This is a genomic window from Agromyces mariniharenae, from assembly GCF_008122505.1.
In the GTDB taxonomy this organism is placed as follows: Bacteria; Actinomycetota; Actinomycetes; order Actinomycetales; family Microbacteriaceae; genus Agromyces; species Agromyces mariniharenae.
Genome location: NZ_VSSB01000001.1, coordinates 1767599 through 1780509 on the forward strand (window position 1 = coordinate 1767599; position 12911 = coordinate 1780509).

Consider the following 12911-nt stretch of genomic DNA (forward strand, 5'->3'; position numbering starts at 1 on the left):
ATGAGCGACCCGGGTTCGACGAGCGACGGGGGTGCGGTGGGCGAGCGGGATGCCGCGAGCGCACCGGATGCCGCGGGCGGGGCCACGCGGCATCCGGTCACGACCGTGCGACGACTTCGCCGCGAGGCCTGGGGCTTCGCGGTCGGCTCGCTGTGCTTCTTCGTCGGCGCGCTGCCCTGGTACGCGGACTGGGTCGGCGTCGTCGGCGCGAACCTGACGTTCTTCGTCGGCTCGATCTTCTTCACGCTCGCCGCGTTCATCCAGCTCAGCCTGAGCGGGCGCGTCGCGCCGCACGCGAAGATGAACCGGGCCGACCGCGCGGACTGGTGGGCGGCCGCCGTCCAGTTCGCCGGCACCCTGCTGTTCAACATCTCGACGGGCGCCGCGCTCGCCGCGGCCATCGCGCGCCCCGACGCGGTGGGCATCGGCTGGCGGCCCGACGCGTGGGGATCGATCGCGTTCCTCGTGGCGAGCACGCTCGCCGTCGTCGCCACGAAGGACCGCGGGCAGCTCTGGGACAGGGATGCGCGCACCTGGCACGGCACCTGGCTCAACCTCGTCGGGTCCGTCTTCTTCGGCATCTCGGCCGTGGGCGCCTACGTCATCCCCGACAGCGGCACCCTGCTCAACGAGATCTGGGCGAACGCCGGCACCGCGCTCGGCGCGGTCTGCTTCTTCGTCGCGGCGCTGCTCTCGCGGCGCACGATCCCGAAGGGCTGAGCGACGGATGCCCCGTGCCGCGTGCGTGCGGCCGGGGCATCCGTCGTGCGAGGCGAGGCACCGACTCGCACGGTGCGGAAGCGCGCGCTCATCCGTCCTCGAGGATGCGCTTGAGGTTCGCGACGAACCGCGTGTTGCCCTTGCGCACCATCGGGCGGATGATCGGCGACGCCAGTCGCATGGGCTGCGGGAAGCGCAGGTCCACGGTCCTGACGAACCGGGTGCCGCCGACGTCCGCCGTCACCGCGTGGGTGATCACCGACGTGAGGTCGCCGAGTCGCCATTCGAAGACCGTGCGGTCGGACTCGTGCTCGAGGACCGTCCCCGTGCCTTCGGAGACGCCCATTCCGGGCCTGGTCCGCACGTGGTACGTGGTGCCCGCCGAGACACCGTCGCCGCTGGTGACCTCCATCTCGAGGATGTCGGTGTGCCACCGTCCCTCGTTGCGCGCGTCGGACGTGAAGGCCGCCACCTCGGACGGCGGACGCGCGATCATCGTGCTCACCTGGACCTTCATGATGTCCTCCCTGTGGTGTGATGGTCTGCTTCGGACAGCACCAATCTCGCGGCACCAGCGGACGGAGGCATCCGAAGGGCGGGCCGAGCTGTCGGGAGCCCGATGGGTATTCCGGGCCATCGCCACGACGTGTCATCATCGGGCTGATGCCGGAACGGGATGAGCGGATCCGCCACGCGCGGGAGCTTCATCGACAGGCACGCTGGGACGAGGCCTGCCGCGAGTGGATCGCGGCCGACGCCGAGCACGGACTGGGCGTGGAGGACCTGGAGCTACTGGGCGAGGTCGCCCAGCTGACCGGACGCCACGAGGAGGCCGTGTCGGCCCTCGAGCGGGCCTTCGAACTCCGTTCGGCAGCCGCCGACCTGACCGCGGCGGCGACCGGCGCCTTCTGGCTGTACTCGGAGTTCCTCTACGCCGGTGAGCTCGCCCGGGCCGGCGGCTGGATGGCGCGGCTGGGCGATCTCGCCGAGACGCTCGGCGCTGCGGAGCCCGGCTGGCTGTCCATCACCGAGGCACGCCGCTCCATCGTCGAGCAACGGTACGACGACGCACGAACCGCGCTCACCGGTGCCCTGGCGCAGGGTCGAGAACGCGGCGAGACCGACCTGGAGACCTACGCGATCCTGCTCACCGGCCGATCGATGGTGACGGCGGGCCGGATCAGGGAGGGCATGGCGCGCCTGGAGGATGCGATGGTGCGGGTCACCGGCGGGCAGACGTCTCCGCGCATGACGAGCATGCTGTACTGCGCCGCCATCGGCATCTGCGAGGAGGAGGCCTGCGAGCTCGCCCACGCCCAGGAGTGGGCCCGGGCGCTGGAACGCTGGATGGCGTCGTTCCCCACGTCGTACGGCGGGGCGCTCCTCGACAACTGCCGGGTCTACCGGGCCGCTCTCCTGCGGCGGCGAGGACAATTGCCCGAGGCCGAAGCGGAGCTGGATCGGGCCGCCCGAAACCTCGCCGACGGCAACGGCGTGCTGGTCGCCGGTCACGCGTGCTACGAGCTCGGCGAGGTGCATCGGCTGCTCGGCCAGGATGAGGCGGCCGAGGTCGCCTACCGTCGGGCCACCGCGCTCGGCCGGAGCGTGCAGCCCGGGCTGGCCCTGCTGCGACTCCGGCAGGGAGACCTGGACGCCGCACTCCACGGGCTCCGTCGCGCTGTGGCGGAGGAAACGGGAGCTCCGGCGGCGCGAGCACGCCTCCTGCCCTCGCTGGTGACCGTCTCGCTCGAAGCGGGTGAGGTCGCCGAGGCCGAGCGCGCGCTCGCCGAGCTCGACGAGCTGGCACGAAACCTCGGCAGCTCCGCGCTCGATGCGGAAGCCGCGCGAGCGCGGGCCGAGGTCGAGCTCGCAGCCGCCCGACCCGAGGCCGCGCTGCCGCACCTGCGGCGCAGCTCCGACGCGTGGCGTGGGCTCTCCGCCCCGTACGAGACGGCGCGCACCGGCGTGCTCATCGCCCGAGCCTGCCGAGCCCTCGGCGACGAGGAGGGCGCGCGAGTCGAACTGGAGTCGGCGCGGCAGCTGTTCACCGAGCTGGGCACCACGCCCGACCTCCGACGGGTCGAGTCCCTCGCGACCACTGCCGGAGCGGCGCCCGACGGGCTGAGCGAACGCGAGATCGAGGTGCTGCGACTGGTCGCCGCGGGGATGACCAACCGCGCCATCGCCGCCCAGCTCTACATCAGCGAGCGCACGGTGCATCGTCACATCAGCAACATCTTCGGCAGGATCGGCGTGAACTCACGGGCCGCCGCAGCTGCGTACGCCGCGCAGCACCACCTGCTGCCCTGAGCGCCTAGTCGGACTCGTGGTGGAAGTGCTCGCGCACGAGCCGCGCGGGGGCGACTGCCGCCCACGCCTCGGCGACGAGCTCGGAGAGTCGCCGCCGCGAGATGCGGTCGAGGTGCACGAGCACGGCGGCGTAGCCGTCGAAGTGCGGCGTCGTGAAGAAGACGGACGGATCCTCTGCGATGAGCGCGAGCTTCACCGCCTCATCCTCGGTCTTCGCGCCCAGCACCGGCCCGCGCTGCTCGACGATCCCCAGCGAGTCGAGGTCGGCGCGACGCAGCGGGCGCTCCCACACGAATCCCTTCGCGCGAACCTTCCACTGGGCGCTGCCGCGCGAGACGTGCTCGGTCGCCTCGGGCAGGGCCAGCGCCAGCTCGCGCACGTCGTCCCACGTCGCCATGGCGATGAGGCTACGCCGGCGGATGCCCCGCCGCAGCCCCCGTGGGCCCGCGCGTATCATGACGACTGTCGTGTCACTCGTGGGGGGATGATCCGATGCGAGCTCGAACCTTCCTGATCACGTCCGTCGCCGTTGCCGTGCTGCTCACGAGCACCGCGTGCACGGGGTTCGACCAGACGGGCTTCTTCGGCACGACCGGCACGACCGGCGCGTCGGAGCCACCGCCGACGGAGACGCCCGCGGCATCCGCACCGCCGTCGGAACCCACCGACCAGGTCAGCGCGATCCTCGTCCAGCCGATCCAGGACGCCCTGGTGGTGCTGGGCAGCGACGAGATGGAGCACGTGGAGTACGAGCTCCTCGTCGTGAACGTGTTCAGCGATCCCGTGACGTTGATGAGGGTGACGGTGATCGGTCCCGACGGCGAGGAGCTCCAGCAGGTCGAAGGCGGCACGCTCGCGGCGGCCACGCAGGAGCTGTTCACCAAGGCGGCATCGCCCGTCGTCGCACCGTCGGCGGCCGTCTCGGTCGACGTCGACCTGATCCTGCCGCCCGGCGAGGTTCCGGCGCGCGTGACGCACCGCATCGACTACACCCTCCCCGCCGACTCGGCCGGTGCCGTGATCGTCGACGACACGATCGTGCACGGCCCGGAGGTCGCCATCGACCGCACGGATGCCACGGTGATCCGTCCTCCGGTCGCCGGCGACGACTGGGTGGTCACGACCGCCTGCTGCTCGCCGAACGTGCATCGCGACCTGCGACTCGCGATCGACGGACGGCGCATCGCGACCGCGGAGACCTTCGCCGTCGACTGGGCGCGCATGCAGGACGACCGCCTCTATGAGGGCGACGGCAGCCGGAACGAGCAGTACTACACGTTCGGCGAGGAGCTCTACGCGGTCGCCGACGGCACCGTCGTCGCGATCAACGAGGGCGTCGCCGAATCGGCGCCGTTGGTCGCGCAGTCACCCGAAGCGAAGTCGGGCTTCGGTGGGAATTACGTGATCATCGAGATCGACGACGACGTCTACGCCGCATACGAGCACGTGCAGGCCGACAGCATCACCGTCGAGGTGGGCGACACCGTCGAGACCGGTGACGTCATCGGCAGGCTCGGGAACACCGGGCCGTCGCTCGGGCCGCACCTGCACTTCGGCCTGCTGGACCGGCCCGACCTCTTCGCGGGACGCAGCCTGCCGTTCGTGCTCGACGAGTTCACCATGGTCGGCACGCTGGACTTCGACGCATCGGACGGGACGACCTCGTGATCGCGCCGGCATCGGGGACGCTGGAGGAGGTGTATCCGCTCCACGGGACGGTGCAGGACTTCCCTGCGGAGTGATCGGCAGCCGACCGGCCCCGCGGCATCCGCTCGATTTCGGTCGCGATCGGCCCGTCTGTTAGACTCGACGTTTGGCTGGGTACTTCCACTGCCCAGACCGCGACAATCCACACCCGAGAACGCGAGCGATCGCGGGCTTCGGCATGGGGAGCGTCAGCAGACAAGAGACCTTGGGAGGGGCATCCGCCCCTCGGTATTGGAGGAAAGACCAATGGCAGCAGTGTGCCAGGTGACCGGAGCCGTTCCCGGCTTCGGACACAACATCTCGCACTCGCACCGCCGGACGAAGCGCCGCTTCGACCCGAACGTGCAGAAGAAGACCTACTACGTGCCGTCGCTTCGTCGTAACGTCACCCTGAACGTGTCCGCCAAGGGCATCAAGGTGATCGACGCCCGTGGCATCGAGGCCGTCGTCAAGGACATCCAGGCTCGTGGGGTGAAGCTCTAATGGCGAAGCAGCAGGACATCCGTCCCATCATCAAGCTCCGTTCGACGGCCGGTACGGGGTACACCTACGTGACCCGCAAGAACCGTCGCAACAACCCCGACCGTCTCGTGCTCAAGAAGTACGACCCCGTGGTGCGCAAGCACGTCGACTTCCGAGAGGAGCGCTAAGACATGGCGAAGAAGAGCAAGATCGCGCGCAACGAGCAGCGCAAGGCCGTCGTGGACCGCTACGCGGCCAAGCGCCTCGAGCTGAAGAAGGCGCTCGTCGACCCGAACGGCACCGACGAGACCCGTGAGGCCGCCCGCGTCGGCCTGCAGAAGCTTCCCCGCAACGCCTCGCCGGTGCGCGTCCGCTCGCGCGACGCGATCGACGGCCGCCCCCGTGGCGTGCTCACGAAGTTCGGCGTCTCGCGCGTCCGCTTCCGTGACATGGCCCACCGCGGCGAGATGCCCGGCATCACGAAGTCGAGCTGGTAAGCATCGCTTGAAGCGAAAGGGGCGTCCCGAATGGGGCGCCCCTTTCGTCGTCCCTGGTCGTCGTCCCTGGGGCGGCCCGTGCGGTCGACGGATGCCGCGTGGCGCGTGTCGCTCGCTCGGGGGACGCCCGATTCGGGGGACTCCCGTTGAGGGGGCACCACCTCGGGGGCCTGCCCGTGCTCGATCCTCCTCCCATACCGTGAGCCGAGTGCGCATGCATGCATGCGAATGAACCACGGGCCCGATGGGGGAAGCACATGAATCGCTGGCGTAGATCGATCACCGGGGTGGCTGCGGCCGCCGTCCTCGTGCTGGGTGGGGGTGGGATCGCGTACGCCGACGACCTCCAGACCGACCTGAGCGTCGATTCGCTCGAGATCTCGGCGCCGGCGAACCTGGGCGTGCTCGCGTGCGGATCGACGAAGCAGATCGACGTGTCGATGTTCATCCGCCGCACCAGCAACGCCGCCAACAACACGTTCCAGAGCGGGTCCACCGCGACGTACTCGGTCGCCGCCGAGAGCAGCGTCTCGGCGACCGACCCGAATCCGGCTTCGATCACCCTCCCCGGAGGCTGGGACGACCTCGATCCGAACTCGCACGCGAGCAGTCCATCGTCGCGTTCCACCATCACGGTCGCGGCGGGCACGGCCAACGGATCCTTCGACGGCAGTGTCACGTACCAGGTGTCGGGCACGGCCGAGAACGACGATCCGTTGGCGCGCACCGACACGGTCGACGTCACCTGGAAGGTCGAGAACTGCGTCAGCGGGCCTCCGGCCGACACGACCGCACCCGTCGTGGTGCTCACCTGCCCGCCCGCGCCCGTCAGTCGGGGCGCCGAGGCCTCCGCTTCGTGGGTCGCTTCGGATGAGGCGGGCGGCTCGGGCCTCGCGACCGCGTCGAGCGGCACGATCCCGCTCGACACCTCGGCGCTCGGCATCCGCACCGCGATCGCACCGGCCGGCACCGCCGTCGACAACGCGAACAACCCGTCGGCCGAGGCGACCTGCTCGTACACCGTCGTCGACACGACGCCGCCCGTCGTCGTGCTGACCTGCCCGCCCGAGGTGGCTCGCGGATCGGTCGCCCACGCGACGTGGGAGGCCACGGACGAGGACGGCGGCTCGGGTATCGCGGCGCCGTCGAGCGGCTCGATCCAGCTCGACACGTCGACGCTCGGCGACAAGATCGCGACGGCAGTGGCGGGAACGGCGCACGACAGGGCGGGCAACGCCTCGCTCGAGACGACGTGCGGCTACACCGTCGTCGACCGCACCCCGCCGGTCGTCGTGCTGACCTGCCCGACGACGGTGCTGCTCGACTCGGTGGCCGAGGCGACCTGGACCGCGGCCGACGAGCTCGGCGGCTCCGGCCTCGCGACCGCCCCGAGCGGTTCGATCGCGCTCGACACGTCGAGCGTCGGATCCAAGGTCGCGGTCGCTCCGGCCGGAACGGCGGTCGACAAGGCCGGCAACGAGTCCGAAGCCAAGTCGTGCGAGTACTCCGTGATCTACGACTTCGACGGCTTCTTCCGTCCGGTCGACATGGGCGGGGTGGTCAACTCGGTCAAGGCCGGCAGCGCCGTGCCGATGAAGTTCAGCCTCGGCGGCGACCAGGGCCTCGACATCATCGCCGCGGGATATCCGAAGGTCACGTTCACGACGTGCTCGACGGGTGCCACCGTCGACGAGATCGAGTCGACGGTGACGGCGGGCGGCAGCAGCCTCACGTACGACCCCGTCGCCGGGCAGTACGTGTACGTCTGGAAGACCGACAAGAGCTGGGCGGGCAAGTGCGGCACGTTCGCCCTGAAGCTCGATGACGGGCAGACGCGCACGGCGCTGTTCAAGTTCCTGAAGTAGTCCGAAGCGGGCGGATCGGGGCACGGTGTGGCGACACGCCGTGCCCCGATGCCACCGAATGCCCCGGAAATCCGCGTGATTCCGCGGTTCTCTGCTACTTTGAAGGCGGCCTGATCGGCCACGGGGGCGATTGTTCGATCGTTCCCGAGTACTCATCGATAGCTGTACCGAAACAGCGGAAAGTCCGAGGAGGACATTCAATGGCTGACAAGTCGCTGAACAAGACCGAGCTCGTCGCGAAGATCGCTGCGTCGACCGGCCAGAGCCAGGCCACCGTCGACGCCGTGCTCGGCGGTCTCTTCGACACGCTCGCCGAGTCCGTCGGTTCGGGCACCAAGGTCTCCATCCCGGGTTGGCTCGCCGTCGAGCGCACGCACCGTGCCGCGCGCACCGGCCGCAACCCGCAGACGGGTGCGACCATCGACATCCCGGCCGGCTACTCGGTCAAGGTGTCGGCTGGTTCGAAGCTCAAGGCTGCCGCCAAGTAGCATCCGACCTCCGAAGGGGCGTACGGCATGTCCGTGCGCCCCTTCGTCGTGCCCGGGTTCCAGCGCACGCTTCGCCGAACCGTCGCAGGTGCACAGTCGGGACGCATCAGACCATGCGTCTGCGACGGTTCGCGTGACCTGAAGGCGGCCATGGCCTCGCACACGCCTGAAGCGCGGGGAGGGGGAGCGGGGAGCGGGGGAGCGGGGGAGCGGGGACCGGGGGGCGGGGGAGCGGGGCGGATGCCGCGGCGGCCCGCTCCGAGCGCCCGCACGGGTCCAGCCGTCTAGGCTGGTTCGGTGCCCCGCTCCGTCCGCGTGCTCGGCCCCGCCGTGCTCCTCGCCGTCGCGCTCCTCGCGACGTTCGGCGCCCTCGCGTACGGCGGCGGTGCGGCACCCTTCCCCATCCAGGACCCGGGCCCGATCGCACGCTGGGGACTCCCCGTCGCGAAGCTCCTCGTGAACCTCGGCGCGGCCGGCATGATCGGCGCGCTCGTGCTCGCCGTGTGGGCGCTCGCGCCGGCGAAGAAGGAGTTCGACCTCGCACTCGACATCGCCGCGGCATCCGCCGCCGTGATGACCGTGGCGAGCGCCGCGACGGGCGTGCTCACCTTCCTCGTCGTGACCGGCGAGACGCTCGACCTGGGCGAGGCGTTCGGGCAGAAGCTCGGGCTGTTCGTCACGTCGATCGAGCTCGGCCAGGCGTGGCTCACGACCACGCTCGTGGCGGCCGCGGTCACCGTGCTGTCCTTCGCGGTGCGCAACCACACCGCCCTCGTGTTCGTCGCGGCCCTGGCCGTCTTCTCCCTCGTGCCCATGGCGCAGCAGGGCCACGCCGCGGGCGCCGCCGGGCACAACGCGGCGGTCGCCGACCTCGGACTGCACCTCGTCTTCGCCGCCGCATGGCTCGGCGGCCTGCTCACGATCGTGCTGCTTCGCCGGCAGCTCGAGGCCGACCGCCTGCCGGTCGTGCTCGCCCGCTACTCGACCGTGGCGCTCATCAGCTTCATCGTGGTCGCGATCTCGGGGTACGCGAGCGCCGCGCTGCGCATCGGCACGTGGGACCAGCTGGCCACGCAGTACGGCGTGCTCGTGCTCGCGAAGGTGGCCGCGCTCATCGCGCTGGGCCTCTTCGGCGCGCTGCAGCGCCGCTTCCTCATCAACAGGATCGCCCGCGGCGAGGCATCCGCGAGCCGTGACTTCTGGTTCCTCGTGGTCATCGAGCTCGCGTTCATGGGCCTCGCGTCGGGTGTCGCGGCGGCACTCGCCCGCACGGCCACGCCCGTGACCGAGGAGGTCGGCTCGGTCGCACGCACGCCGGCGCAGATCCTCACGGGCGTGCCGCTGCCGCCGTGGCCCGAGTGGTACCGCTACTTCACCGAGTGGAACGTCGACCTCATCTGGCTGCTGCTCTGCGGGTTCGGCATCTTCTTCTACCTCGCCGGCGTGTGGCGCCTCCGCCGCCGCGGCGACCACTGGCCGGTGTACCGCACCGTGCTGTGGGTCGCGGGCCTGCTGCTGCTCGCCTACATCACGAACGGCGGCGTGAACGTCTACGAGGAGTACCTCTTCTCGGCGCACATGGGTGCGCACATGGCGCTCACGATGGGCGTGCCGGTGCTGCTCGTGCCGGGTGCGCCGGTGACGCTCGCCGCCCGTGCGATCCACCCGCGGAAGGACGGCTCCCGCGGCGGCCGCGAGTGGATCCTGCTCGCCGTGCACTCCCGGTTCGCGTCGATCATCGCGAACCCGATCGTCGCCGCGGTGCTCTTCGTGGGCTCGCTCTGGGTGTTCTACTATTCGCCGCTCTTCCGATGGACGATGACCGACCACATCGGCCACGAGTGGATGATCGCCCACTTCCTCATCACCGGTTACCTCTTCGTGCAGTCGCTCATCGGCATCGACCCGGTGCCGTACCGGCTCCCCTACCCGTTCCGCCTCGTGCTGCTACTCGGCACGATGGCGTTCCACGCGTTCTTCGGCCTCGCGATCATGTCGGGCACGGGGCTGCTGCTCAGCGACTGGTACGGCGCGATGGGCTGGGGCACCGACGCGCTCGCCGACCAGCAACTCGGTGGCGGCATCGCGTGGTCGGTCGGCGAGATCCCCACGGTCGCCCTCGCGATCACGGTGGCCGTGCAGTGGGCGCGCAGCGACGAGAAGGAGTCGAGGCGCCGCGACCGGCACGCCGACCGCACGGGCGACGCCGAGCTGGAGGAGTACAACGCGCGGCTCGCGGCGATCGCGAAGCACGACGCGCACGGCTGAGCGCGGGCGGATGCCGCGGGCCGCCGTGGCGGGTCGCTACCTGAGCTGGATCGCGATGCTGCCGTCGGGCCTGATCGTGGCCGTGAGCGACAGCATGAAGGACCGGTCCTCCTCGAGCTGCGAGAACTCGCCGTCGAAGAGCGACTGCACCTCGACCGAGATGTGCGCGATGCCCTCGGTGGGCGGCATCTCGAAGGCGCTCTCGCCCGCAGCCAGGGTCACGGGCGGGTAGGTGACCATCGTCCACACGGGATCGCTCACGACCTTGTCGTCGATCTCGATCCCGAAGGGGCATCCGGCGGGCTGGAGCACCGGCTGGGCCGTGCACTGGTCGAGGTAGCCGTTCACCTGCACCTGGACGCGCTCGACGAATGTCGCAGTGGGCAGCGAGTCGACCGTGACCGCGGGGCGCGACGACGGCTCGACCGGCAGCGCCGTCGGCACCGCCTCGAGCAGGGTCGACGTGTAGCCGAACTCGTAGACCGCCGGTGCGATCGCGAGGTAGGGGGCGGTCTGGGTGAAGGCGGTGAGCTCGTCGCCCGACTTCGTCGCCCGCGTGTCGAGGGTGAGCGAGCCGACCGTGAACAGCGGATTGTGCGCGGCCGTGACGTCGATGACGGCGATCGGGCTGACCGAGAACTCCCAGCGGTTCAGCACGCCGTAGAGCGGGGCGATGGGCCGCACGTCGAAGGTGGTCTCGACGATCGAGACGTCGAGCCGGTAGCTCGCCGTGACCGAGTGCGATCCGTCGGGCAGGGCCACGTCGCTCACGATGCGGATGTCCTCGGGGCCGCTCTCGACGACGCCCGAGCGGAACATCGCCGTCGAGACGTTCTCGGGCAGCCCCAGCTCCGCCAGCTCGGCCGCGTCGAGGGCGACCCCCGGCGTCGTGGAGGCGGCGCCGATGTCGTCGTCGGCGATCGCCTCGAGGTAGCGCTCGACGAAGCTCGACGCGCCGTAGATGGTCTGGTTCAGCGAGCCCAGGGCGGCGAGGAACGCCCCGACGAGCAGCACCGCCATCATCGCCCAGCCGGCGATCGCGGCGGGCGACACCGGTCCCCGTCGCGCGCCCGAGCTCCCCACCCGCACAGTCTAAGCGGGCGCCGGATCCACGCCCGGATATCCCCAGGCGTGCGCGCGCGCCCACAGGCGTCCGCCGTCCGGGTCGATCCGAGCCGCGCCGAGGTTACAGTGGGAGCGCGCCCGGAGGGGCGCCGCCGCGGGACGGGCCCGTGGCATCCGCTCGCCGAAGGCCACCAGTGCAGAACGTCACCCTCACCCGCGAACAGGCCGCGGTCTTCCAGGCCATCGAGGGCACCCGCGAGCACGTCTTCGTCACGGGGCGCGCGGGCACCGGCAAGTCGACGCTGCTCAACCACCTGAACTGGCACACGCAGAAGCAGATCGTGATCTGCGCGCCAACGGGCGTTGCGGCGCTCAACGTCGGCGGGCAGACGATCCACTCGCTCTTCCGGCTGCCCATCGGCGTCATCGCCGACCGCGAGATCGACCAGAACGATGCGGTGCGCAAGCTCCTGAACGCCATGGACACCCTCGTGGTCGACGAGGTGTCGATGGTGAACGCCGACCTGATGGACGCGATGGACCGGTCGCTGCGGCAGGCGCGGCAGCGGCCCCACGAGCCGTTCGGCGGCGCGCAGGTCGTGCTGTTCGGCGACCCCTACCAGCTCGCACCCGTGCCGGGCGATGGCGACGAGCGCCGGTACTTCGCCGACACCTACGAGTCGATGTGGTTCTTCGACGCGCAAGTGTGGCGCGAGGCCGACCTGCGCATCTTCGAGCTCGGCGAGGTGCATCGCCAGCACGACGACGAGTTCAAGTTCATGCTCAACGCCGTGCGGCACGGTCGCGTCACGGCCGAGATCGCGGGCGTGCTCAACGACGTGGGCGCGCGCCGGCCGCTGCCCGAGCACGGGGCGATCACGCTCGCCACCCGCAACGACACGGTGAACCGCATCAACGCCCAGCAGCTGCATCGCCTGCCCGGGCACTCGCAGGCCAACGAGGCCGAGGTGAACGGCGACTTCGGCGGTCGCGCGTTCCCCGCCGACGAGCGCCTCGAGCTCAAGGTCGGTGCGCAGGTCATGTTCCTGCGCAACGACGTGGCCCTGCGCGGCGAGGGCCCGCGCTGGGTCAACGGCACGATCGGCACGGTGACGTCGCTCACGCGCGAGTTGCGCGTCGAGGTCGACGGCGAGGAGCACGAGGTCGAGCCCGCGACCTGGGAGAAGTACCGCTACTCGTGGGATCCCGTGCGCAAGAAGCTCGAGCGCGAGATCGTCGCCGAGTTCACGCAGTTCCCGCTGCGGCTCGCGTGGGCGGTCACGATCCACAAGTCGCAGGGGGCGAGCTACGACACGGCGGTCGTCGACCTGGGGTCGCGCGCCTTCAGCCCCGGGCAGACCTACGTTGCGCTCAGTCGTCTCACGGCGCTCGACGGCCTCTACCTGGCCCGGCCACTGCGCCCGAGCGACATCATGGTCGACCGCGACGTCGAGCGGTTCATGGCCGGCGCCATGCGCGAGATCGACGCGGACGCGGTCGGGCCGACGTCGGAGCCGTAACCAGCCGAA

General features: G+C 70.5%; 13 protein-coding genes. 10 read left to right on the top strand and 3 right to left on the bottom strand.

Annotation, left to right across the window (positions count from 1 at the left end; all coding sequences use genetic code 11):
* The gene (locus tag FYC51_RS08115; RefSeq protein WP_187432541.1) at positions 1-720 is read left to right on the top strand and encodes a YrhK family protein; all 720 of its coding nucleotides are present in this window, start codon (positions 1-3) and stop codon (positions 718-720) included.
* Between the two features lie 88 nt (positions 721-808).
* On the opposite strand, the gene FYC51_RS08120 is transcribed toward FYC51_RS08115, so the two are convergent.
* A complete protein-coding gene (locus FYC51_RS08120; RefSeq protein ID WP_187432542.1) occupies positions 809-1237 on the bottom strand; it encodes an SRPBCC family protein in 429 nt (142 codons plus the stop codon).
* 146 nt (positions 1238-1383) lie between these two features.
* On the opposite strand from FYC51_RS08120, the gene FYC51_RS08125 reads away from it, so the two are divergent.
* Complete coding sequence (locus FYC51_RS08125) at positions 1384-3030, top strand: LuxR family transcriptional regulator (protein WP_187432543.1); 1647 nt, start codon at positions 1384-1386, stop codon at positions 3028-3030.
* A 4-nt stretch (positions 3031-3034) separates the two neighbouring features.
* Here the strand turns inward: FYC51_RS08125 and FYC51_RS08130 are convergent, their stop codons facing one another.
* Positions 3035-3427 (bottom strand): MmcQ/YjbR family DNA-binding protein, encoded by a 393-nt coding sequence (locus tag FYC51_RS08130; protein WP_148733079.1) that lies wholly within the window; start codon positions 3425-3427, stop codon positions 3035-3037.
* Positions 3428-3522: 95 nt separating this feature from the next.
* On the opposite strand from FYC51_RS08130, the gene FYC51_RS08135 reads away from it, so the two are divergent.
* The 7 genes from FYC51_RS08135 to FYC51_RS08165 all read left to right on the top strand — a co-directional run bounded on the left by FYC51_RS08135 (position 3523) and on the right by FYC51_RS08165 (position 10317).
* Positions 3523-4698: a M23 family metallopeptidase gene (locus tag FYC51_RS08135; protein WP_148733080.1), complete on the top strand. Its 1176-nt coding sequence runs from the start codon at positions 3523-3525 to the stop codon at positions 4696-4698.
* A 285-nt stretch (positions 4699-4983) separates the two neighbouring features.
* Positions 4984-5220 (top strand): 50S ribosomal protein L28, encoded by a 237-nt coding sequence (gene rpmB / locus FYC51_RS08140; RefSeq protein WP_136708936.1) that lies wholly within the window; start codon positions 4984-4986, stop codon positions 5218-5220.
* The gene (gene rpmG, locus FYC51_RS08145; protein ID WP_021760158.1) at positions 5220-5387 is read left to right on the top strand and encodes a 50S ribosomal protein L33; all 168 of its coding nucleotides are present in this window, start codon (positions 5220-5222) and stop codon (positions 5385-5387) included. The genes rpmB and rpmG overlap by 1 nt, the downstream gene beginning before the upstream one ends.
* 3 nt (positions 5388-5390) lie before the next feature.
* Entirely contained in the window at positions 5391-5696 is a 306-nt protein-coding gene (gene rpsN, locus FYC51_RS08150; RefSeq protein ID WP_148733081.1) for a 30S ribosomal protein S14, read from the top strand.
* Positions 5697-5983: 287 nt separating this feature from the next.
* On the top strand, positions 5984-7561 hold the full coding sequence (locus FYC51_RS08155) for a PxKF domain-containing protein (protein ID WP_148733082.1): 1578 nt from the start codon (positions 5984-5986) through the stop codon (positions 7559-7561).
* 200 nt (positions 7562-7761) lie between these two features.
* Positions 7762-8049 (top strand): HU family DNA-binding protein, encoded by a 288-nt coding sequence (locus tag FYC51_RS08160; protein WP_148733083.1) that lies wholly within the window; start codon positions 7762-7764, stop codon positions 8047-8049.
* Positions 8050-8346: 297 nt separating this feature from the next.
* A complete protein-coding gene (locus FYC51_RS08165) occupies positions 8347-10317 on the top strand; it encodes a bifunctional copper resistance protein CopD/cytochrome c oxidase assembly protein (RefSeq protein ID WP_222863219.1) in 1971 nt (656 codons plus the stop codon).
* A 36-nt stretch (positions 10318-10353) separates the two neighbouring features.
* Here the strand turns inward: FYC51_RS08165 and FYC51_RS08170 are convergent, their stop codons facing one another.
* The gene (locus FYC51_RS08170; protein ID WP_148733084.1) at positions 10354-11400 is read right to left on the bottom strand and encodes a hypothetical protein; all 1047 of its coding nucleotides are present in this window, start codon (positions 11398-11400) and stop codon (positions 10354-10356) included.
* 176 nt (positions 11401-11576) lie between these two features.
* Here FYC51_RS08170 and FYC51_RS08175 point away from each other — a divergent pair, with 176 nt between their 5' ends.
* The gene (locus FYC51_RS08175) at positions 11577-12902 is read left to right on the top strand and encodes an ATP-dependent DNA helicase (protein WP_148733085.1); all 1326 of its coding nucleotides are present in this window, start codon (positions 11577-11579) and stop codon (positions 12900-12902) included.
* The last annotated feature ends 9 nt before the right edge of the window (positions 12903-12911 follow it).